Here is a 22565-nt window from a genome sequence, read left to right on the forward strand (position 1 = left end):
CGGCGCGTTAGAAAGTGTGTCCTGCGTCACAGTTGGCTCTTCGCAACGCGGCCTTGGCGCAGCCGCCTGCGCCACGCCAGCACCGGTTTTTCTACCCAATGCTGGGTTGCCCACGAAAGTGCGACGCTGCATAGCGCAAGCGCCGCCAATTGTAGGGGTGTGCGGGCGCCCGCCGGAAAAAGTAACCAAATCAGGAGGAAATGGTTCAGGAAGACGCCATAGGACAGGTCGCCCGCGGCCTGGTCGAGCGTCCGGGTTTGGAGCTTTCCCACCCAATACAACAGCGGCAACCCCACGCCCCACCCGATCAGGACTTCCTGTTGATAGGGCGCCGTATGCAGGCCCAACCTGCGCAAGTACAGATAGACGAGCAAGGCGAGCAGCGGCGCAGCACAGGCCATCAGCGCGGCCCATGCCGGACGGTGCCGGCGCGCGTGGAACATCAGCATGCCGGCCGCGAAGACCCACAGCACGCCGGCGAGCAGCCGGTACCCGTACCAGTCGGTGTTGAGCACTCCGTGCAGGGCCGCTGCGTGCACCCCCAGCGACAGCAGCGCAAGCGCGACGCCCACGCGCGGCCAGAGCAGCATCAACGGCGCCAGGAGGTAGAACTGCAGTTCGGCGCCGAGCGACCAGGCCGGGGGAATGAGCGTGAAAGCGTCCACGCCCGTGTACATATAGAAGTTCAGCGGGATGACGAGCACGTTGTTGACGATGTCGCGCCAGCCGGGGGCCGATCGCAAGAACTCGGTGTGGGTGCCCGTGAACGCGAACCAGGCCAGCGTGAGTGCCGCGTACACGAGGTACTGCGGGAACAGCCGGAGCAGGCGGTCCAGGTAGAAGCGATGCACGCGCGCCGCATTGCCGTAGTGGCGATGGATGAGGCCGGCCATGACGTAGCCGGAGATAAGGTAGAAGCCGATCACGGCGGTGACGCCCGGGTTCAGGTAGCCGATCCGCACCTCGGCGTGGCTGAGAAGCACCGCCAGAGCCAGGAGCAGGCGCAGAGTACCCACGATCAGCGCCCCAGGCAGGCGTCCGGCACGGCCAGGTCGTAGCCGTCGGCACGGACGTGCCGCATGCCTGCGGGGAGCGCCGTGGCAACTTTCTCGACCGGCACGCCGTCGGGCAGTGGGCTCACCAGCATATAGACAACGTCACGACGCCAGCCGTTTTCGCCAATCAACTTTTTCACGGTCTCCTGACGGGCCGCCGCCGCTTCCGGCGAGTAACGCGCTGTGGGCGCGGGATAGAAACTCGCCTCGGCCCGCCCGGCTGCCAACGCCGCGGCGACCCATTTGCCCTTGGGTTGCGGCCCGCTCACCATTTCGAGTCGCGGGCAGCGGACAAGCGCTTGTTGCCAGACAGGATCGGCGGTGGGTTGCTCGATGTCCGCCGGACCGCTTCGAAAACGGATCCGGAACTCCTTGTACTTGTAGAACAGGTCGGCCTGCTGCACGACCAAGACCAGCACCAACAGGCCAACGCCCCAACGCAGGCGACCTGCCGTCGCGAGGGCCCAGGCCATTGCCAGGTAAGTGGCCGGCCAGATGAAGCGGCCGCTGGCCCTGAACACCCCCACGATCCGCTCGCCGAGGCTGCCCAGCGGTATGTCTGCGAGCACGACACCTCCAAGGGTCGGGCGCGCGGAAAGGGACCAGAGCGCAAAAAATAGGGCTGCGACGATCGCCGCTGTCCAACGGGTGCGCGTCGCCGTCGGAGGTGCTGCGCGGCCGGAAGCCGCCGCGCCGACGGCGACAGCCGCGGCCAACAGGGCGCCGGCTCCGAAATAGGCGAAGCCTTCGTACTGGCCAACCTGCGCCTGTTTGAGCCCGGGTAGCCATCGCGACCATTCGCGCACTGGCTCGAGGACAACGGTGTCGCCGGCCAAGGACGCCTTCCACGCCATGAACGCCTTCCACGACATGGGGTCGAACCACGTCAGCAGATTGGCCGTGAACCAGCGGTGCCCTGCCGCGGAGATCTCCCCCGAACCCGCGAAGTACCCCGCAAGCCACGCCTCGCCGGCCAGCAACAGCCCCCAGCCGCCGCCGAGCACAAACAAGCGCGCTGAGCCGATGGCGCCCTCTTTCCATGCCGCGAGCCCTGATGCCGCCGCGAGCACGCAGACCATCAACGCCAGATACGGATGGACCAGCACCGCGACGGCGGCCAGGGCCAGCCAGGGCCACGAACGCCACGGCGCGAGCATTCTCTCCAGCGCTGCGATCACCAGGAAATGCCCCATCAGGGCTTCATGGCCGTACGCCCGAAAGAGCAGCGCAGGCGCGGTGGCCAGGACCAACCCGCCGCCGGCCAGGGCCAGAGGATGCGTGAGACCCATGCGGCGCAGCAGCTGCACCCCCCACCACGCCGACAGCGCATGGCACAGCACCATCCAAAGGCCGAAGTACTGCGTGCCGGGCGGTACTTGCAGCAGCTTGGCCAACAACACAACCAGCGGGATCGCGTCGGTGAAGACGACGCTGGTAGGTTGCTCGCCGAAGCGGGTGATCAGCCCGGGGGGCCAGTGCCACGGCTCGCCGAGGAAGAACACGCTGCCCAGGTAGTGCTGTGCCGGGTCGCCGTGGAGCAACCACGCCGTGGAAGTCGGGTCGATGACGCGCCAGCCATACAACCAGGCAGCGAAAAGGGTAGCCAGCGCGGCCACGGCCAGCGGCGTGCGCCTGGACGCAGCGCCTGCCACCGTCAGGCGCTCCACGACAGCAGGACGATCCCGGCCAGGATGCACGCCATGCCACCCAGGCGGAAAGCATCCAGGCGCTCGCCCAGGAACAACACCGAGAACACGCTGATCAGCACGAAGATCGCGCCGGCCATCAAGGGCGAGATCAGCGAAAGCGGCAGCCGCGCAAACACGAGGGCTGTCAAGATGAAACTGAGGCCGTAGAGAACGACGGCCGCAAACAGGGAAGGCTCCAGCCACTGGCGCCAGCTGAACGCATCAGTGATATTGGCGGCTTTCATGAGCAGCTGCGCGGACGCGTTGCATAGCACCGCGGCGCCCACCATGACCCAGGTCGCAGCCGTGGTGTTCATGTGGAAACATTCGCCTGTTCCGGCTTGGCGGCCACCGGCTGGCGCGCGCCGGTCATGTCGCCGGGCCGGATGATGTAGTGCGGGCGGCCTTTGATCTCGTCGTAGATCAACGCGATGTAGCTGCCGATGATTCCCAGGCTCAGCAGGATCAGGCTGCTGAAGATCACCTGCAGCAGGATCACCGTGCTGAACCCGCTCAGCGCCACGCCCTGAAGCTTGTCCACAATGGCCTTGACGGCCAGCACCCCGCCCACGACAAGGCCCACAGCGCCGAACGTGGTCACGAGCCCGAGCGGCGCCGACGAGAACGATGTGAGGTTGCGCCAGGCGTACCGCGCCAGCGAGCGCAAGCTCCAGTTCGTCGATCCGCCGGCGCGCGGCGCGACAACGAAAGGCACTTGCACCGTGGGGAATCCCAGCCAGCGAACGATGCCCCGGAAGAAGCGCGCGCGTTCGCCCAGTTGCAGCGCCGTCAATACCACCTCGCGGTCGAGCAGTTTGTAGTCGGTATCCTGGTCCAGCCGCAGGCCCGACATCCGAGTGAATGCGCTGTAGAAAGCGCGCGCGGCCAGCCCCCGCAACGCGCCTTCGTCGCCGCGCGCGACCTTGACGGCCTCCACCACCTTGGCGCCATCGCGCCAGTGCTGCAGCATCTGGCCCATCAGCTCGGGCGGGTGCTGGAGGTCGGCATCGATCACGATCACGGCCGCGGCGTCGGTATGCTCGACGGCCTGCACGAGGCCAGCGTGGATCGCGGCTTCCTTGCCGAAGTTGCGCGTGAAACTCAGGAAATGAATCGCGGGGTCCTGTTCGGACAACGCGGCCAGCGAGGCACGGGAGCCGTCATTCGAGCCGTCGTCGACTGCGATCAGGTCGACGGGGCTGCCGGGCGCGGCTTCGCGCGCGCGGGCCAGGATTTCCGGCAGGCTTCGGGCGATCAGGCCGGCTTCGTTGTACACCGGCACGACAAGCGCGATGCGCTGCGGGTGGGCGTTCACGTTTACTCCTGTGGCGGCGCGGACAGGACGACGTCGTGGATGGCCTGGGCCGTTTGTGCCCAGGCCGGCGCCCGGAACTCGCGCGCGATGCGGTCGTTGCGCGAGCGCACTTCTTCGGGATGCCGCATGTAATGGCCCAGCCTGTCCACCCACGCAGGCAGGTCCCACGGGTCCAGGTATTCAGCCCAAGGCCCACCCGCTTCGGGCAGTGAAGCCGCGCTCGACGCCAGGCAGAATTTGCCCCATGCCAGGCTTTCGACCACGGGCAGACCCCAGCCTTCGTAGAGTGAAGGGAACACTGTGAACGCGGCGTGGCGGTACAGCCACGCGAGTTCGCCGTCGGACACGTGGTTGAGGCAGACGATGTCGTCTTGCGTGCGAGGGTCCAGCTTCAGGTCGTTCATCAAGTCGTTGACGCCCCAGCCCTGCATGCCGACGAAGACCAGCCGGTGCGGCACGATGCCCTGGTCGCGCAGGCGGCTCCACGCGCGGTAGAGCACTTCATGGTTCTTGCGGCGCTCGATGGTGGAGACATAGAGCACGAAGGGGCGCGCATCCGGGCCGTGCGCAAGGCCCGGCGGCGCGCCGCCGGCGGCGCCCATGCGGATTTCCGATCCGAGCGTCACGACGTGCGTCGGCGGAACCGGGGCGCCCAGGCGCTTCATGACGGATTCGAAATCGCGCCGCGTGCACTCGGAAATGCACAGAACCGAGTCCGCGCACCACGCCAGCTCCGCCAGGTAGGAACCGAAGCCCCCGGGTGACAGCACGCCGACGAACAGCTGGGGGAACAGCACAGGGATGGTGTCGTAGCAGATCAGCGTGACGCGCAGCCCAAGTTCGCGCTTGACGCGGTACAGCGCCTCGGAATTGAGGTATTCCCAATCCGCGCCCAGCGATATCCAGCGGTCGCCGCGCTCGAATGCCGCGGGCGGTGGCCCGTGCGGCTCGCCCTGCCGCTGCGCCTGCAGGTACTCGCGGCGCGCGGCTCTGGCCCTCATGCGATCGCGCTCCTGCAACATGCGATGCTGCAGGCCGCGCACGCTGCGGGCGATCACGGGCACCCAGTCGTCCGGCAGGTAGGGCTTGGTGCGCTGCCAAGCCCGCTTGGCGCGCAGTTTCCATCCCGACAACTCGGCCCTGGCCAACGCGCCATGCGGCTGGGGTGGCAGGGGAGCAGTCGCCGGCAACTGAAGGCGGGCTCGCACGGCCGCCTCGCTCACCTCCGTGAACTGCTTGCGCTGGCGGTCGTAAATGCAGAACCGGGCAGTCTCCCCGCCCTCCTGGCCGGCGCGTGCCAGCAGCCACAGGCAGTACTCGCGCTCCACGCGAACAATGCCCACAGGCGGGCGATCCCAGTTCATCAAGGTCGACACATGCAGCCACACGGTGGTCATGCTGCGGTACTCCTGTGTGCGGCCAGCGCGTCGCACAGCGCGGCCATCGCATGCGGCCAGCCCAGCGACTCCCGGCGCTGTGTTGCCTGCGCGTCCGGCACGGGCTGGGGCTCGTCCAGCGACCGCGCCACCGCACGCGCGAAATCGGGGCCCGGCTGCACGATGCGCAGCCCGGGAAGGTCCGAGAGGTGCTCGAAGCCGCGCATCGCGAGGGGCGTGGCCACCACATGGCGCCCCGAATACAAGGCTTCGGCGGTCTTCAGGTTGGACCCGCCGCCGGATGTCACCGGCAACAGGAATGTGTGTGCCAGATCACGGACCGCCGACAAGTCGGCGATGTCGAGCACGCCGAGCGCCACGGTGCGCCGTTCGTTCAGGGGTTGCCAGCGTCTGAACCACTCGGTGGGCGGAATGAACTCGCCCACGTGGCCGGCGAGGACGACGCGTTGAGCGGGCGACAGCCCGGCCAGGCTCTCGCCGAACGACTCGCAAAAGCCCTGGATGTTGGGCGGATGCGCGCTGGCCACATAGAGGCAGAACGGATCGGGGCCGGTACGCTCGCGCCATTTGGCGCGCGCATGCTCGTCGCTTTGCCAGGGCGTCACACCATTGCTGGCCAGAACAACCGTCGCCGATGTCCAGGCGGAAAGAACCTCTGCGTCCTCGTTCGTAACGGCGGCGACGACAGCCGCCTCATGTGCGCACTCGCGCTCCAGGGCCAATACCGCCCCGCTGATCTCGTCCTCTTCGGGAACGTGATGCTGGCGCAGGATGGCGCGCTTGAGTTCGTGCTCGATGTTCTGCGAACCGTACACCAGGTCGAAAGCGCCGATGGCTCCGCGCTCGCGCAGTTTCCGGACGACCGGCAGCAGCCAGGGTTGCTCCAGGTGGACGAAGTCGACTTTTCCGCTGTACCGCTCCAGGCCGGCAAGCGCGCGGGCATCGGCAGCGGCGACGTCGCCAGCGACCAGGTCCTCGACCCAGGCGCTTGGCTTACCCTGCCAGCTGCGCAATGCCGTGACCGGCAGCGCGACGTCCGCCGGCCCCATCGCGGACCGGGTATAGAAATCGTGGGCCGGAAAGAAACTGGCTTGTGCCACATGGAATCCGCGCGCCCGGTACGCCGCCACGATGCTCGAGAGCCGGACTTGCCCGCCGTGGCGAGGGTTGACAGCCGGATAGGAACCCAGCACGAGGATGCGCGGCGCGCTCATGCGGCCTCCGCGCCCACCGGCTTGCGCGCCACCACGGCGCAGTCGCGGCCCTGGGTCATCAGCGCGCGCAGTGTCGGGTCGGCGATGTCCTGGCCGTCCGCAGGCGGGTTCAGGCGCAGCAGCGCCTCCAATTCGAGGCCGGAGTCGCGCACCGCCACTTCGAGGAGGGCGGGGGGAAGCGGCCGCATATGGGTCGGATCGAGCCAGAACGTCTGCGTTGCCACAATCAGGTTTTCCGGGTTGGGGGTTTCCATGATCAACCGGCCACCGGGCACCAGCACCCGCCGCGCTTCTTGCACCAGCCGCAGCAGCACGCCGAAAGGCAGGTGTTCGATGACATGGAATAACGTCACGGCCGCGAGGCTGGCTTCCGGCTGCGCCTGCAACCACCCGAGCGCATCCGCATGTTGCACGGCGAGGCCCCGCGCGCGCATGCCCTCCACGTTCGGCGCGTTGAGGTCCACGCCGATCGCGTCCACGCCCCATTCGCCCAACAGCTCCAGCCATTCGCCCCGGCCGCAACCCAGGTCGGCCACGCGTCCCTTGGGGAGGTCCTGGATCCAGCGCTGGTAAGCGCCAAGGCGTTCGCGCAGGTCTTCGGTGGATCCGCGGAAGTGGTGTTCGAGGGTGGGATAGAACCCCTCTTCCGCTGCGGCGGCCCCGGACGGCACGGCCGTGCCCGGTTCGTCCGCCGGCCGCCGTAGCCGGTCGAGCGCAGCGCCGAGGGCGCTGACCTGGTTGCGTGCCCACTCGGCTTCACGCCGGGCAACGCCCGCTCCCTCCGACATGGAGAGGGCCATCGCGGCGATCTGCTGGTACAGCTCGGCGACCTGCACGCCGGCTGCGGCCTGGTGCGTCTGAAGCTCGGCATGTACGCCGCGCAGGTAGTCCTCCAGTTCGTCGCTCTTGGCGTGGGCCGAATCCTGCCGCGCTTCGATGACGGCCAAACGCGCGTCAATCACACCGAACCGCTCAGGCCCGCCGCGCAGGAAACGCAGCGTTTCGGCGAGTTTGCGCAGGATCGCCATCACAGGCCACCACCCACGGGCGTTGTGACCGAAGCCGTCGCGCCGAGCGAGCAAGGCCCGATGGAGATCGGGCCGTTTGCGGGCAGGACCTGGAATGTGAGGCAACGGTCCCACCAGTCGTAGTTGCCGGCCGGGTGTTCGGCCCCGGCGTGGGCCGCCACCGTCAGGCTGTAGTAGCCGCACCCGAGATGGAAGCCGTGCAAGTCCCACGTGAGTTCGAACGTGCCCGGCTTGTGCGGCAGGGCGACGCCATGGTGGTGGGTGTTGGTACCGAACACGTCATTGCCGAGACGGTCGCGCACCAGGATGCCGAGCGTGAGATCCGCGACCGGCTGCTTGACCTTCAGGCGCAGCACGAGCTGCGCGGGTACTTCGCTCACGAGGACCTGGCGCGGCTGGTTTTCCTGCCGCAGTTCGACGGATTCGATATGCACCTCGCCCGTCCCAGCCCGGCGCCCCTCGCCCTGCTCCGACACGGGCAACGCTTCATAGTCGCGGCTCATGTCGGGCGCCAGCAGCATGTTGTAGGTTTCCAGCACCATGGAAGGCGGCCCGTCCTCCAGCACGCGGCCGTCGTGCAGCAGGATGGCACGCGAGCACAGACTGCGGATCGACGTCGGGTCGTGCGACACCAGCACCACCGCGGCGCCGCCCTCGCGCATCACGCGGATGCGTTCGAAGCATTTGTGCTGGAAGTAAGCGTCGCCGACGGCGAGCGCTTCGTCGACAACCAGGATGTCCGGCTGCACCGCCGTCGCCGCACTGAACGCTACGCGCATCTGCATGCCGGTCGAGTAGGTGTGGACGGGCTGGTCGAAGTACGCGCCGATCTCCGCGAACTCTTCGATCGCGGGCAGCAGTTCGCGCACCTGGTGCTCCGGCAGGCCCTGCAGCAATGCCATCTGGCGTGCATTTTCGCGGCCGGTGAAGTCGGGGTGGAAGCCGACGCCCAGTTCCAGGATCGCCGATACCAGGCCTCGGCGTTCAATCGCTCCGGCCGAGGGCAGTTGCACACCGGTCAGCAGCTTGAGCAGCGTGCTCTTGCCCGCGCCATTGCGGCCGACCAGGCCGACTGCCTCGCCGGGTGCCACGTCGAAGGTGAGGTCGCGCAAAACCCAATGCGGAACGTGCGTGTGGGTGCCGGTGATCACTTCGCGCAATTGCGCCCAGCGGCTGGGGTAGCGCCGGAAACACTTGCCCACGCCGCGGGCCGAGAGAATGGGTGGAATCATGAGGCGTTCAGATCTCGTCGCGGATCAGGTCGCGATTGCGCTGCATGAGGCGCAGCGAGCACAGGAGCGCCACCACCGCTACGGCCGCGACGATGGAGACCCCGCCCCACGCCACGCCTTCGCCAGGACGGATCACGATGTTCTGGTAGCCCTGGACCAGCGGCATCATGAAGTTCCACTGCAGCAGGTTCTGTCCCCAGTCGGGGAGCGCGGACAGCGGATAAACGATCGCGCTCATCCAAAACCACACCTGCAGCACGAGCGGCACGGCCAGGCCCACGTCGCGAAAGAACACCTGCAGCACAGCCAGTCCCAGGCCAAGTCCCACGGCGAGGAGGCCTTGCGCCAGCAGCAGGGGGATGTAGAAAAGCGCGGGCCAGCCGGGCCAGAGGCCGATCGCGAGCAGCAGGCCGGCGAAAAGGCCCATCTGCACCACCATGCCGAACCCCGTCACCAGCACGTCGACGGCCAGCAGCGCGTACCACGGCACGATCGTCTTCTTGAGGAGGGTCGCGTGATTGGTGAAGAGGCCCACCACACGGGCAAGAAGATCGGAGAACCATTGCCACGTGAGCAATCCCGCACACAGGAAGATCGCGTACGTGTACGGGCCGAGATCGGGCAGGCCCGCGCCCCGCATGAGGCGGCTGAAGACGAGTGCGTAGATTCCGATCAGGACGGCGGGCGGTGCCACCAGCCACGCCCAGCCAAACAGCGACCGGGCATAGCGCGAGCGGATTTCACGCATCGCCGAAGCGAAGATGAAACCGCGCCAAGTCCAGACCTGAGCGCCGCCACGAAGGAGGAGGGAATGCGAAATCATGCGGGAGGGCGCCGGAAGGCGAATGGCGACGCAGTATAACCGTAGCCCTTCGCGCTTTTCCCTCTGGGAGCGGCCCGAAACTGCGCTTAGGATGCGCACATCTTGCAAAAACTCCAGCCTTCCGTGCCGACGCCCGCAGGGCGCGGCGCTGTACGCCGCGCCCTGCTTTCCGGCCTCGCGGCCGTGCTGGTCGCCGCCTGCGCATGGATGTTGCCGGGATTGCGCCTGCTGGAGGAGCGCAGCCGGGATGCGCTGACCCCGCTCGCGGCATCTGGCGAGCTGGTGGCGGACGTCGTCGTGATCGACATCGGCGAGGAGTCGCTCAAGAGCCTGGGCATGTGGCCCTGGAGCCGGGCGCGCCTTGCCGACCTGGTCGAAGAACTCGTCGGCCCGCTGGGCGTTCGCGGCGTGGCGCTGGACATGGTCCTGCCCGAAGCCGCCGATGCGGCGGGCGACGCGCGCCTTGCCTCGCTGGCGAAGCATGCGCCGCTGACCCTGGCGCACGTGCTCGACTTCGCGGACCGCCCGGCGGCGATCACCATCGGCGTGCCCGCAGGCGGCAGTCCTGCAGCGATGGCGCCGCGAGCGGTTGCGCAGGCCAGTGGCTATGTCGCCAATCACGCAGGACTGCGCGAGGCTCGCTGTGTCGGCCACATCGGCGTGCAGCCCGACGCAGATGGTGTGTTGCGGCGCTTGCACGTGCAAGCCGTCGCGGGCCAGCGGCTGTATTCGACGCTGTCGCTCGCGCTGCTGTCGTGCACCGATCCCGAAGCGGCCCGCCGCGCACTGGCGGGCCTTGGCGCCCTGGACAGCGGCGGCACATGGCGCCTGCCGTTCCGGCGGCCGGTGGCGTCGTTCGAATCCCTGCCCGCACAGGCCGTGCTGAAGGATGGTGTCGATGCGAAGCAACTGCGCGGCAAGTTCGTGCTGATCGGTTCCTCGGCCGTTGGCCTGAGCGACTACGTTGCCACGCCGCTCCAACCCGTGACGGCGGGCGTGCTGGTTCACGCGCAGATGATGGCCGAACTGCTGGAGGCCGCACGCCACCCCGCCACGGGCTGGCGCGCGCATTCCCGGTCACTTTCGCTCGCCGCTCTCGTGGCCGGCGCCTTGCTGCTTGGCGTGGGCCTGCACCTTGGCATCCGCGCCGGGCTGACGGCCCTGCTGTTGCTGGTCGCGAGCTGGCTGGCGCTGTGCGCGGCCGGGTTCGGCCGCGGCTGGAACCCAGCGGTGCTGCCGCCCATCGCCGGCCTCGTCGCGTTCGCGGTCACGTGGATCAGCCTGGACTTCGCCGAAGCGCGGCGGGCTTCGCGGCGCATCATGAACACGCTGTCGCACTACGTCGCCGAACCGGTGCTGAAACTGCTGGTCAAGCAGGGGCTCGAGCGGACGCTTGCGGCATCGCGCAAGGAGATCACGGTGTTGGTCGCGGACATGGCGGGCTACACGCGGATGACGGCCGAGTCTTCGCTCGAGGACAGCGCGAAGCTCACCACCGAATTCCTCGAGGCCATCACCGGCCCGGTGCTGCGCAGCGGCGCCACGCTCGATCGCTACACGGGGGACGGGCTGATTGCGTTCTGGGGCGCGCCGCTCTCGAGGCCGGACCACTCGGCCAGCGCGTTCCAGGCCGCAACCGAAATGCTGGACGCCGTGAAGCTGCTCAATGCGGTACGCGTGGCGCGCGGCGACCCGCCGCTTGCGATGCGTGTCGGCATCGAAAGCGGAGAGGCGCTGGTCGGCGACCTGGGCAGCTCGTCGCGCAGCGTCTACACGGCGGTGGGTACCTGCATCAATCTGGCGTCGCGCCTGCAGGAAATCGCCCGCGACATCGGCGAAACGGTCGTGGTCGGCCCGCAGGCGCGCGCAGGCATCGCCACGCCTATGCGCGCACTCGGCGCCATGAGCGTGCGGGGCCTCGGCGAGCCGATCGAGCTCTACGGCTTGGCACCCGAGTCCGGAAGCTGAGGCGGGGGCACGCGCAAGGCGGCCTGTCCACCGCCCGCCTGCATGAAGGCCGCCAGCTCCTTTGCGCTTTGCGACCAACTGAGCCACGACAAGCCCTGGGGCGCAGGGTGCCGCCCCGCAGCGTGCAAAGCGAACCAGCGTTCCAGTGCTGCGGCGAGCGCAGGCGCATCTTCGCCGCTGAAATAAAACGCATGCTCTCCCGCCACCTCGCGAAAAACCGGGATGTCACGCGCGATAAGGGGCAGCCCCTGCTGTGCCGCTTCGATCATCGGCAGCCCGAAGCCCTCGCCCCTCGAAGCCGCCAGCAACGCGCTACAGCGCGCATACAGCTGCAGCAGCAGCGCATCGGGCGCGTGGCCGAACCAGAACAGGCGGCGCCCGAACTCCGGGCTGCCCCGGATGCCCCGGACCACTTCGTCCACCATCCAGCCCGCCTTGCCGACGATCACCAGGTTGAAGTCGACGCCCCGCGCCCACAGCAGTTGCGCCGCGGCAAGTGCCTGGGCGTGGCCCTTGCGCGGCTCGATGGTGCCGACCATCAGGAGGCTGGGGCGTCGTTCGATGCGGGGCAAGGCACGCCGGGCCGCGAACGTCAGCCGGTCAGATTTCGGGGGCGCTGCAAGGTCCGCTCCGAGGTGGAAGTGGCCGATCCGCAGCGGCGTGCGGCGGTCCGATGGTTGAGAGGCAATCCACTCGGAAAGCTCGTCGGCCACCGAGGACGAGATGCAGGCGATGCCTTCGGAAACGCTGGTGATCGTGCGCAGCCAGTTGCGAAAGTACCTTTCCGTCCCTTCGGGAAACATGGAGGGCATCAACACCGGCAGCACGTCGTACACGGTGAAGAAGATGCGCACGCCGCGGTCCCGCAGTTCGTGCAGCACCGGCTCGTTTTCGTTGGTGAGGGACGCGGCGAGGTCCAGGCCCAGGAATACGTCACCGCGCGCCGGCTGCACCACGCTGTCCTCGAACCGCACATGGGGCACACCCACGAGATTCGCCGCGAAGCGCCGCGCATAACGGTACGGCTGTGCGCGGCCCGGGCTGAAAACCGGCTCGACCCGAAAACCCTCGGGTGGCTGCTTCAACCATTCCATCAGCACATGGCGCACCACGCGCTGAACGCCGGTACCCAGGTCGACCTTCACCATCGCGGACACGTCCACCAGCAACTGGCGGGGCGCAAGCGGCGGCCGGTTGGCCGCGATGGCGGCAGCCGCAAGGCGCAAGTCGGCACCGGACGGCTCTGCGGCAATTGCGCCTAGCGTCTTCAGCAGGGTCCGGTATTGCGCGGCGGTGCCTTGCGTGGCCGCCTGCTCCACGCAGGCATGGTAACCCCGTGCTATCGCGGAGGCGCTGTGATGAATGCGCACATGGTCCGCAGCGTGCGTGGACAGCCGACGGCGCAATGCGGGGTCTTCACGGAGAAGCTGCAGGGCCTGCGCAAGTTCTGCAATGGAAAACCGGTCCGGTACCTTGAGCACGCAGGCATCGTCGATGTCGGCTGTCGACCCGTGGGCGTTGACGATCGCCGGCGCCCCATTCGCCATGCAGTCGAGCACGGCGGCCGAGGTCTCCCCGCGCGACTGCCCACGCAACTGCACGGCCACGTCGCACGCGGCCAGGTAGTCGGCGTAGCCCGATTCGGAAACGAAGCCACTGACCGCGATTCGCTCATGGGGATGGGCGCGCAGCTTGCTTGAGAAGGCAAAGCCGTAGGCATTGGGCACGTTTTCGCCGACGAATACCAGCCGGCAGCGCGGATCCGCGGCGAGCGGGGAAGCGAGAAAGGCATCGACGAGTTCGTCGTTGCGCTTGGTCGGGCCAAGCAATCCGAAGCTGCAAACGAGGAAGTCTTCCGGCGCTAATCCCAGCCGGGCCCGCGCCGCGTCGCGCCCCGGGGCAGCACCGGCCTCGCGCAGCAGCGGCACGACCGTGCAGCGGCTCGCCAGATCGGCGCCCCACCATTGCCGCACAAGTACACGGGCATGCGGCGAATGCACGATGACGGCGGAAGCGCTGGCAAGCACTCCGTAGCTGGCCGGGAAGGTCCATGCCGCGTCACTGCCCGCGGCCCCCAGGTGTTGGAGCGCGCCCCAGCCGTGCGACTCGTACAGCGCGCGAGGGAAGGCTTGCCGCTCCTTGCCGCTCTTGTCGATGTCGTAGATGGCGTTGGACAGGAAGATGTCGTGCATCACCGCGACACCCGGGTGGCGGCGGATCATCTCGAACATGTGTGCGTGCGCGGCGGAATTTCCCACCTGGTACACGATGCGGTCGAACTCGTGCGCATGGGCTTCGAACCACTCGAGCGAGCGCACCGGGAGGCCGGCAAGGCGCGCATCCTCGACCGCCGGTTGCGGGGTGACCAGTTCGACCGAATAGGACTTCGCGAGGTGCGGCACCAGTTCGGCGGCATGAAAAGCCACGCCCGAGCGCACCGGCGGCAAGGGCGACACCAGCGCCAGCCTCGGGCGCTCGGTGCCAGGCGGCGCGGCGCGTCGAGCGACGGTTCCCGCATCGAGCGCCTCGATGCGGGAACGCATGGCGTGGATGTCCTCATCCAATGCCAAGTCCAGCACCAGGTCGGCCCCGATGCCGGCCATGAAGTGCTGGCGCAGCGGCACTTCGGCCTCACGCTGCCACACGGTATCCAGCAGGGGCAGTTCATACGCGACCAGCCGCTCCGCGGGCACAAGCCCGCGGCAGCCCGCTTGCAATGCGTCCATGCGCGGGGAATCGCCCAGGCAAAACGCGACCCAGAATTCATGGCCGTCCGCGGCGTCGACCAGCGGGCGCATGCGTTCCAGCCGGCGCAGCGACTCGTTCGCCGGCCGGTTGCCGAGGTCCAGAACGATGCGCATCAGTGTTCTGCGTCGCGCGACGCCGCCGCGCGCCAGCGCTCAAGGTCGTTCAGCACCCGACGCGCGGGCTCGCTCAGGCCTGTCAACTGCCGCGGCACCGCCACGGTTGCGATGGGCGCATCCGTGGCCGCATTCCCCTTGATCGCGCGCGTGAGCCGTAGCGCGAACATCCCGGCCGCCGGCGAGCGCTGCAGCAAGGGAAATATCCACGCACGCACCCGCTCGTTGCGCGTGATGTGGGTGAAGGCCCGCCGGAACAGCATCTTCACGCCGGCGATCATGCCGGCGCCCCCACCGGGAAAGCCTTGCGGTACGTCGCTTGAGTCGCCAGGGCGCAGCGCTCCCACGAAAAGCCCTGTGCCCGCGACAGCGAACGTGCCGACAGGTCGCCGCGGCGACCCGGGTCCTGCGCCAGTTCACGCATGGCGGCGGACAGCCCTTCAACATCGGAGGGATCGACCATCAGCCCGGCGTCGCCAACCACTTCGGGCAGCGACGAGGTATTGGATGTAACGGCGGGTACGCCGCACGCCATGGCTTCCAGCGGCGGAAAACCGAACCCCTCGTACAGCGACGGATACACCATCGCGAGTGCGCCGGCCGTCAGGCGGACGAGATCGCCCCGCTCGAGGTAGCCCATCAAGCGCACATCGCCCGCAGCGACCTTTGCCGAAAGCTGCTTGCCGACCGCGGAGTCGCCCCACCCTTTCATCCCCGCAACCACCAGCGGATGGCGAGCGCGCAATGCCGCCGGCAGCAATGCGTGCGCCTGGATCGCGAGCACCAGGTTCTTGCGCGGTTCGAGCGTTCCCACGCAGAGAAAATAGCCGCCGTGCACCAGGCCCGCCGGCCCAAGCACGCGCGAAGTTTCGTCGGCAGGCAGAGGCCGGAACGCGGGGTCGCGCCCGTGCGGAATAACGTCGATCAGCGTGCCGGGCAGGCCGAAGACCTGCATGATTTCCTGCTTGATGAAAGCTGCGCCCGTGATCACCCGGGCAGCGCCGCGAAGGGCCGGCTCGAAGTGCCTCTCGAGGGCGCGCACGCGTTCCGGCGGATGCGTTTCGGGGTGCCGGATCCAGGACAGGTCGTGGACCGTGACGACCGTAGCGCCGGGAAAAGCCAGCGCCAATGTGGCGGGCTCGTGGTAAACGTCGTAACCCGTTGCGGCACGGCCGAAGCTGCGCTGCTCCAGCATGCGCTTGATCTCGTACGCACCCGGCACCAGTCGGCGGACCCAGGACCGCGCAGTTCCACGGGCGGCCGATGGGTCACTGCGCAGTTCGCGCGAGCTATGGGCACCGTCGAAGAAGGCAATGTCCAGCGAATCGAGAGCCAACAGGCTTCGCGCCAACTGCAGCGTGTACTGGCCTACTCCCGTCATCGGCAGGCGCAGTGCGCTTGCGTTGAGAAGGACTCTCACCGTCCGCGAGGCATGGCCCTAGCCGCCGACGCGGCGCATGTCCGCGTCCACCATCATCGTGATGAGCTGCTCGAGCGAAGTGCCGGCCGTCCAACCCAGCTGGCGCTGCGCCTTCGCCGGGTTGCCCAGCAGCACGTCGACCTCGGCGGGCCGGAAGAACTGCGGGTCGATGACCACGTAATCCTTATACGACAGCCCGACGTGCGCGAAGGCGATGCGGCACATCTCACGCACGGTGGTGGTAAGGCCCGTGGCCACCACGTAGTCGTCGCCCTTGTCCTGCTGCAGCATGCGCCACATGGCGTCCACGTAGTCGCCGGCAAAGCCCCAGTCGCGCTTGGCGTCGATGTTGCCCAGGCGCAGTTCCTTTTGCTGCCCGTGCTTGATGCGCGCCACCGCGTCCGTCACCTTGCGCGTCACGAATTCGATGCCGCGCAGCGGCGATTCGTGATTGAACAGGATGCCGGTGCTGGCATGCATGCCGAAGCTTTCCCGGTAGTTGATCGTCATCCAGTGGGCATAGAGCTTCGCGACGCCGTACGGGCTGCGGGGATAGAACGGCGTCTTCTCGTCCTGCTTTTCGGCCTGGATCAGGCCGAACATCTCGCTGGTGGACGCCTGGTAGAAACGGATCGCCGGATCGGTGAGGCGGATGGATTCCAGCACATTGGCCGCGCCCACGCCCGACACCTGGGCCGTGAGCAGCGGCTGCTGCCAGGAGGTCCCGACGAAACTCTGCGCGGCCAGGTTGTAGACCTCGGCCGCCTTGCTTTCCTTCACGGCACGCAGCACGGCGGAAAGATCCGACACGTCGCCCCCGATGAGGTTGACGTCGCCTTCGATGCCGAGTTCACGCAGCCGCCACAGCGTGTCCGAAGAACGGCGCGGCAGCAGGCCGCTGACCGCGTAGCCCTTTTGCAGCAGCAACTGCGCGAGATAGGCGCCGTCCTGTCCGGTGATCCCGGTGATGAGTGCGGCTTGGGTCATTTGTCGAGGTCCTGCATCCAGTAATCAAGTAGTTGGGTCAAGGTGTCGGCGAGCGAGAAGCGCGGCACCCATCCGGTCGCCTCGGTAAGGCGGGAATGGTCGCCGAACATGCGGCGCTGCTCGGAAGGGCGCAGGCGCTGGGGATCGGTCTCGATCTGCGCGCGTACGCCCGCCAGTTCGACCAGCATGCGCAGCGCGTCGCCCAGGTGCACTTCGCGCCCGGAACACACATTGTAGGTTTCGCCGCTGCGTCCCCTGGCCAGCAGGGCCAGATAGGCCGCGACGACATCCCGCACGTCGAGGAAATCACGGGTGACGTCAAGGTCTCCAGTGAGAATCTTCGGCTCCTGGCGGCCGCGCTTGATTGCCGCGACCGTCTGGGCAAAGGCAGGCAGCGCGAAGTCCGGGCGTTGGCCCGCGCCGGTGTGGTTAAACGGGCGGGCGATGACGACGTCCAGCGGCCGGGTGCGAGCCCACTGGCGGCACAGCTCTTCCCCCGCCACCTTGCTGCTGGCGTAGGGGTTGCGCGGCGCGGGCGGGGTATGCTCGGTCAAGGGCAGCTCTTCTTCGGGAACCGCGCCGTAGATGTCGGCGCTGCTGACGTAGAGCAGCCGGCCGGTGAACCCGGTGTCGTCCAGGGCCTTGAGGAGGTTGGCCGTCCCCCCAGCGTTGACCTGGAGGGTCGTCAGCGGATCGGACCAGGACGATGGAACGTGGCTCTGCGCGGCCAGATGGACAATCCAGTCGGGGCGAAACGCCTCCACGGTGGCCCGCAGCGCCGCGGCGTCCAGGACATCGGGTTCCTTGTCCAGCAGGCACCACGAAGCCTCGTGTTCGCCGTCCCCCTGCAAGAATTCCTTCATGGCCGTCCCGACAAAACCCAGGTGGCCGGTCGCCAACAGCTTCTTGCGGTGCTTCAAGGTATTCTCGTGCGATAAACAGGGAAGTTTAACAATGCAATCTCGTCAGTCCGTTCCACCGTCATGAAGCCGCATCTCGACCTGCCGGCAGCCGTGGTCAAGCTCGGCAAGCTGCCCCTGCTGGCGGGCGTCGACAAGGACACGCTGGCCAAGGTGGCGGGCGCAGTGGCCTGGCGCGACGTGAAGAAGCGCGAACCGGTGCTGTTCAAGGGGTCTGCCGGAGACCACTTGCTGTTCCTGATCGAAGGGCGGCTGCAGGTGCTGGACGTCACCGAGAGCGGCCGCGAGATCGGCCTGAACCTGCTGGTGACCGGCGATTACTTCGGCGAACTGTCCATCATCGACGGCGAGCCCCGCTCCGCCTCGGTGGTGGCAATGGAGAATTCTCTGGTGGCCCTGCTGCCCAAGGCCCAGGCCTGGGAACTCTTCCGGCTCAATCCGCTGGTCGCCGAGCGCGTCCTGCTGGGGCTCGCCCGCAAACTTCGCAACGCGTCCATCTACCAGACCATCCTGTGTCTGCCCAACGCGTCACAGCGCGTGTTCGCCCTGCTCCAGCGCCTGTGCAAGGTGGCGCCGGGAGGACTTGTCGTGATCGAACATCCGCCTAAGCAGCAGGAACTGGCCATCATGGCCAACACCAGCCGCGAAACCGTGTCGCGCGCGACCAAGGTGCTGACCGACGCAGAGATCGTCGAGAAAGACCACCATCGCCTGATCGTCCGCGACCCGAAGGCGCTGGAGCGTCTGGCGCTCAACGACATGGTCGCTCCGCACAAGGGCAAATAGTCCGCTGTGCGAACTCAGGCCGGGACGCGGCCGTAGATGTCGCTGAAGCGGACGATGTCGTCCTCGCCCAGGTAGGCGCCGCTTTGCACCTCGATCATCACCAGGTCGAGCATGCCGGGGTTGTCCACGCGATGTTTCTTTCCGGCAGGGATGTAGGTCGACTCGTTCGTCATGACGAGGAATTGACTGTCATCGCAGACGACACGTGCCGTGCCGCTGACCACGATCCAGTGCTCGCTGCGGTGGTGATGCATCTGCAGCGACAGTGCGGCGCCGGGCTTGACCTCGATCCGCTTGATCTTGTAGCCCTCGCCGCCTTCCAGCACGGTGTAGGTGCCCCAGGGCCGCATCACCGTTCGGTGCAGGCGGTAGCTCTCGTGGCCGCGCAGCTTCAGCTGCGCCACCACCTCCTTGACCTGTTGCGTGCTGCCCGCATCGGCCACCAGCAGCGCGTCCGGGGTGTCCACCACCATCACGCCGCGCAGGCCCACGGCGGCGATCATCCGGTCCTCTGACCGCACGAAGCAGTCCTCGCAATCCACCAGCAGGGAGTCGCCATGCACGCGGTTGCCGTGCTCGTCCTGCGGGACCAGCCCCGCCACGGCACTCCAGGAACCGATGTCGTTCCAGCCGAACTTTGTCGGCAGCACCACCAGGTTGCGGCTGGGTTCCATCACCGCGTAGTCGATCGAGATGCTTTCAGCCTGGGCGAAAGCCTCGGCCGGCAGTTCGGTGAACTGGGCGGTGCGGTCGCCGGGGGCCACCTGCTCCCAGCACTGGGCCATGTCTTGCGCCAAACCCCGGCGGTGCGCCTTCAACTCATCAAGCAGGGTTTGCGCACGCATGCAGAACATGCCGCTGTTCCAGAGGAAGTTGCCGCTTTCCAGGTAGTCCCGCGCGGTCTGGGCGTCGGGCTTCTCGACGAAGCGAAGCACCTCGCGCGCCTCGCCGCCGTCGAAGTTCTTGCCCGCTTCGATGTAGCCGTAACCGGTTTCGGGCGACTCGGGGCGAATGCCGAAGGTCACCAGCTTGCCGCGCGCCGCCAGCTCCGCCGCCTGTTCGGTGGCGCGCACGAAGTCCTCCACCGGCTCGATCAGGTGGTCAGCCGGCAGCACCAGCATGATGGCGTCGGGCGAGACATTGGCCGCGACCCAGTGTGCCGCGGCGGCGATCGCGGCCGCGGTGTTCCGGCCCACCGGCTCGAGCAGGTAGCCGGTGCTGAGGGTGGCATCCGGGCCCAATGTGCGGGCCACCTCGTCCTTCGAGATGAAATAGTAGTCACGGTTGGTCACCAGCAACAGCTTGCGACCGGTCGCGGTCCTGGCCGCGCGCTGCACGGTTTTGCCGAGCAGGGTCTGCCCGTCGGGCAGCTTCATGAACGGCTTGGGGTGACCCTCGCGGGACACCGGCCACAGGCGGGTGCCAGCGCCGCCGGACAGGATGACCGGGACGATGGGGGCGGCGGTGGATTCGTTGGATTTCAAGACGCTTGCCTAGTTGGGGTGCATCCCCCGATTCTAGGCAGGCCGGAAAGTGCCCTCACGGCAGCACGGCCTGCCCCGCGGAAATCACATCCCGGTACGCGTCGTTGTAAGCATGCGCCATCGCCCGGGCCGTGAACAATGTCAGGAACCGTTCGCGTGCCGCCGCACCCATCGCCAGTGCCCTGGCGGGCTCGTCCTGCAGCCGATGCATGGCGTCGCGCAGCGCCTGAGGATCCCGCGGCGGCACCGTCCAGCCGGTGACGCCGTCGACGTTGATGAACGACGTGCCCGTCCCGATCTCGCAACTGACCATGGGCCGCGCACTCATCGCGGCTTCCACCAGCGACATCCCGAAGGCTTCGGAACGCAGGTCCGACGGAAAGACGAATCCGCGCGACAGCTGCAGCAGGCACATCTTGTCCTCGTCGGTGACGGAACCGAGGAAGCGCACGTTGTCCAGCCGTTCGCGCGCGGCGTGCTGCTGCAGCGCGGCCTCTTCGGGGCCGGATCCCGCGATGACGATCTGGCCCGCGAAGCCCTGGGCGGCTTGCAGCAATGTGTCCAGGCCTTTGTAATAGCGCAGCACGCCCACAAAAAGGAAGAAGCCTTCGCCGACTCGCGCGCGCCACTCTGCGACCCGCTCGGGCGAGGGCTGGGGATAGGTCGACTCGTCGATTCCGTTGGGGATCACGCGAACCTCGGACTTCAGGCGGCCCAGCACCGGGCTGCTGTCGCGGTATTGAGGCGACGTTGCCACCACGATGTCGGCAGACTCGAGGAAGTGGTTCATGAGCGGCGTGTAAGCGCGCAGGAGAAACTTTTGCCGCACGATGTCGGACTGGTAGGTCACCACGCTCGGCTTGCGCGCGTTGAGCAGTTGCAGCAGGTCGGCGAAAGGCCAGGGAAACTGGTAGTGGACCACGTCGGCCCAGCGCAGCTGGCGGCGGAATTCGGGCAGCGCGGCGAACGAAACAGGATTGGATGCCACCTCGGCTGTCAGGCGGCTGCGGTGGACCTGGCCTTCAGGGCGCTGCAGTACCGCGGGCAGCGGATCCGCGCTGAGCGTGAAAACGCGGTTCTCGTGGCCCAGCGCGGACAGGCCCCGTCCCAGCTGGGCGATCACCTGTTCGATGCCGCCCATGCTGTCGGGGTAGTAACTCTTGTAAACGTGCAGTACTTTCATGGGGCCATGCGACGTGGCCCTGCGAACGCACGCGGCCCAGGCGCGGCGCCATTCTAAGCGGTCCGCCGCGGGCGGCCGCTGTCGAAGGCAGCTCTTCGGTGATGGGCGCGCGTGAATGCTCCACTGCCCACCAGTACCGATCCTGACGCAGGTATCCTTCGATACGGAGGTATAGACATGGTACAGGCAATCGATCTGCGCGCGCTCTGGTCTCCTTCGAAGGCCACTGGCAGCCGCGCACGGTGAGCGAGTACAACGGCAACGACGTGATGGTGGTGAAGGTGCAGGGCGAGTACAAGTGGCACTCGCACCGCGACACGGATGATTTCTTCCTGGTGCTCGAAGGTGAACTCGAGATCGACCTGGAAGGCGGGCGCACCATGCACCTGGGCGCCGGCCAGATGTTCATCGTGCCGAAAGGCGTGCAACACAGGCCACGCGCGATCAAGGAGGCGCACCTGCTGCTGATCGAGCCGACCGGGACGCCGAACAGCGGGGATATAGCGACCGCCGCGCCGCGGTGCGTGATCTGAACGGCCGCGCCCGGCCAACCGGCCACGCGCAATTTCCGTTAGTAGGACACAGGTAGCAGGTTGTCGATTCTGGCGCCCCTCGTTTGTCGTAGGGATGGAGGTTCCGAATACGCGGAGCCTTCGCCCCTTCAACGAACCGAGTGAGCACCTCATGACCAAGTCGATCTTCATCAGCCTGCCCGTTGCCGACCTGGCGGCCTCGACCGCCTTCTACAAGGCCTTGGGCTTCGAGCCCAACCCGCAGCTCAGCGACGACACGGGCACCTGCATGGTGTGGAGCGAGGCGATCCAGGTGATGCTGATCACCCACGCCAAGTGGCGCACGTTCACGCAGCGGCCCTTCCCCGCGCCGGGCTCGGCCGGGCACATGCTCTCGCTGGCGATGGACAGCCGCGAGGCCATCGATGCGATGCAACGCGCCGCCGCGGCGCACGGCGGCAAGGCCGACGCGAACCCGCCCGAGGACTTCGGCTTCATGTATTCGCGGGATTTGGCCGACCCGGACGGCCACCTGTGGGGCACGGTCCGGATGAATCCGGCGGGGATGCAGGGCGGCGCCCAGACCTGATGCGTTCCAACCCGCGCCCGTCTTGCTGGGCCGTCTACTCGCCGTCCCAATAGTCCAGCGCGTGTGAGGGGCGCGTCATGGCCGCAAGGTCTGCCCGCCGTAG

General features: G+C 67.5%; 20 protein-coding genes. 4 read left to right on the forward strand and 16 right to left on the reverse strand.

Annotated elements, in window-relative coordinates; genetic code table 11:
• Positions 1-26: 26 nt before the first annotated feature.
• From EEB15_RS08325 to EEB15_RS08365, 9 genes are read right to left on the reverse strand one after another with little or no spacing between them, the layout of a single operon-like run.
• Entirely contained in the window at positions 27-1016 is a 990-nt protein-coding gene (locus tag EEB15_RS08325; RefSeq protein ID WP_158290043.1) for an acyltransferase, read from the reverse strand.
• 2 nt (positions 1017-1018) lie between these two features.
• On the reverse strand, positions 1019-2722 hold the full coding sequence (locus EEB15_RS08330; RefSeq protein WP_141509373.1) for a DUF6311 domain-containing protein: 1704 nt from the start codon (positions 2720-2722) through the stop codon (positions 1019-1021).
• Entirely contained in the window at positions 2710-3060 is a 351-nt protein-coding gene (locus tag EEB15_RS08335; RefSeq protein WP_141509374.1) for a multidrug efflux SMR transporter, read from the reverse strand. Before EEB15_RS08335 ends, EEB15_RS08330 begins: the two co-directional genes overlap by 13 nt.
• The gene (locus EEB15_RS08340; protein ID WP_158290044.1) at positions 3057-4058 is read right to left on the reverse strand and encodes a glycosyltransferase family 2 protein; all 1002 of its coding nucleotides are present in this window, start codon (positions 4056-4058) and stop codon (positions 3057-3059) included. Before EEB15_RS08340 ends, EEB15_RS08335 begins: the two co-directional genes overlap by 4 nt.
• Positions 4059-4060: 2 nt before the next feature.
• Entirely contained in the window at positions 4061-5455 is a 1395-nt protein-coding gene (locus EEB15_RS08345) for a glycosyltransferase family 1 protein (protein ID WP_141509376.1), read from the reverse strand.
• Entirely contained in the window at positions 5452-6669 is a 1218-nt protein-coding gene (locus EEB15_RS08350; RefSeq protein WP_141509377.1) for a glycosyltransferase family 4 protein, read from the reverse strand. The genes EEB15_RS08345 and EEB15_RS08350 overlap by 4 nt, the downstream gene beginning before the upstream one ends.
• A complete protein-coding gene (locus tag EEB15_RS08355) occupies positions 6666-7697 on the reverse strand; it encodes a bifunctional 2-polyprenyl-6-hydroxyphenol methylase/3-demethylubiquinol 3-O-methyltransferase UbiG (protein WP_141509378.1) in 1032 nt (343 codons plus the stop codon). Before EEB15_RS08355 ends, EEB15_RS08350 begins: the two co-directional genes overlap by 4 nt.
• Complete coding sequence (locus tag EEB15_RS08360) at positions 7697-8929, reverse strand: ABC transporter ATP-binding protein (protein WP_141509379.1); 1233 nt, start codon at positions 8927-8929, stop codon at positions 7697-7699. Before EEB15_RS08360 ends, EEB15_RS08355 begins: the two co-directional genes overlap by 1 nt.
• A 7-nt stretch (positions 8930-8936) precedes the next feature.
• Entirely contained in the window at positions 8937-9752 is an 816-nt protein-coding gene (locus EEB15_RS08365) for an ABC transporter permease (RefSeq protein WP_141509380.1), read from the reverse strand.
• Positions 9753-9854: 102 nt separating this feature from the next.
• On the opposite strand from EEB15_RS08365, the gene EEB15_RS08370 reads away from it, so the two are divergent.
• Positions 9855-11720: a CHASE2 domain-containing protein gene (locus tag EEB15_RS08370; RefSeq protein WP_141509381.1), complete on the forward strand. Its 1866-nt coding sequence runs from the start codon at positions 9855-9857 to the stop codon at positions 11718-11720.
• Here the strand turns inward: EEB15_RS08370 and EEB15_RS08375 are convergent.
• The 5 genes from EEB15_RS08375 to EEB15_RS08395 are packed head-to-tail and all read right to left on the reverse strand — an operon-like array spanning position 11690 to position 17908.
• The gene (locus EEB15_RS08375; protein ID WP_141509382.1) at positions 11690-14581 is read right to left on the reverse strand and encodes a glycosyltransferase; all 2892 of its coding nucleotides are present in this window, start codon (positions 14579-14581) and stop codon (positions 11690-11692) included. The two genes, EEB15_RS08370 and EEB15_RS08375, sit on opposite strands and share 31 nt — an antisense overlap.
• Positions 14581-14862, reverse strand: a complete 282-nt coding sequence (locus EEB15_RS08380) for a hypothetical protein (protein ID WP_141509383.1) — start codon at positions 14860-14862, stop codon at positions 14581-14583. Before EEB15_RS08380 ends, EEB15_RS08375 begins: the two co-directional genes overlap by 1 nt.
• Positions 14859-16001, reverse strand: a complete 1143-nt coding sequence (locus EEB15_RS08385; protein ID WP_233259413.1) for a glycosyltransferase family 1 protein — start codon at positions 15999-16001, stop codon at positions 14859-14861. Before EEB15_RS08385 ends, EEB15_RS08380 begins: the two co-directional genes overlap by 4 nt.
• A gap of 18 nt (positions 16002-16019) precedes the next feature.
• Positions 16020-16988, reverse strand: coding sequence for a GDP-mannose 4,6-dehydratase (locus EEB15_RS08390; protein ID WP_141509385.1), 969 nt, complete (start codon positions 16986-16988; stop codon positions 16020-16022).
• Positions 16985-17908 carry a GDP-mannose 4,6-dehydratase gene (locus tag EEB15_RS08395; RefSeq protein WP_199236489.1) on the reverse strand — a complete coding sequence of 308 codons (924 nt, stop codon included), beginning with the start codon at positions 17906-17908 and terminating at the stop codon, positions 16985-16987. The genes EEB15_RS08390 and EEB15_RS08395 overlap by 4 nt, the downstream gene beginning before the upstream one ends.
• A 63-nt stretch (positions 17909-17971) precedes the next feature.
• Between EEB15_RS08395 and EEB15_RS08400 the strand changes: the two genes are divergently transcribed.
• Positions 17972-18694, forward strand: coding sequence for a Crp/Fnr family transcriptional regulator (locus EEB15_RS08400; protein ID WP_141509386.1), 723 nt, complete (start codon positions 17972-17974; stop codon positions 18692-18694).
• Positions 18695-18708: 14 nt separating this feature from the next.
• Here the strand turns inward: EEB15_RS08400 and EEB15_RS08405 are convergent, their stop codons facing one another.
• Both EEB15_RS08405 and EEB15_RS08410 read right to left on the reverse strand, forming a co-directional pair.
• Complete coding sequence (locus tag EEB15_RS08405; RefSeq protein WP_233259414.1) at positions 18709-20178, reverse strand: mannose-1-phosphate guanylyltransferase/mannose-6-phosphate isomerase; 1470 nt, start codon at positions 20176-20178, stop codon at positions 18709-18711.
• Positions 20179-20233: 55 nt separating this feature from the next.
• Positions 20234-21361 carry a glycosyltransferase gene (locus EEB15_RS08410; RefSeq protein WP_141509387.1) on the reverse strand — a complete coding sequence of 376 codons (1128 nt, stop codon included), beginning with the start codon at positions 21359-21361 and terminating at the stop codon, positions 20234-20236.
• A gap of 242 nt (positions 21362-21603) precedes the next feature.
• On the opposite strand from EEB15_RS08410, the gene EEB15_RS08415 reads away from it, so the two are divergent.
• Both EEB15_RS08415 and EEB15_RS08420 read left to right on the forward strand, forming a co-directional pair.
• Entirely contained in the window at positions 21604-21894 is a 291-nt protein-coding gene (locus EEB15_RS08415; protein WP_233259415.1) for a cupin domain-containing protein, read from the forward strand.
• A gap of 151 nt (positions 21895-22045) precedes the next feature.
• Positions 22046-22462, forward strand: coding sequence for a VOC family protein (locus EEB15_RS08420; protein WP_141509388.1), 417 nt, complete (start codon positions 22046-22048; stop codon positions 22460-22462).
• Positions 22463-22565: the final 103 nt, after the last annotated feature.

The sequence above is a fragment of the Ramlibacter sp. WS9 genome (genome assembly GCF_003797765.1).
In the GTDB taxonomy this organism is placed as follows: domain Bacteria; phylum Pseudomonadota; class Gammaproteobacteria; order Burkholderiales; family Burkholderiaceae_C; genus Ramlibacter.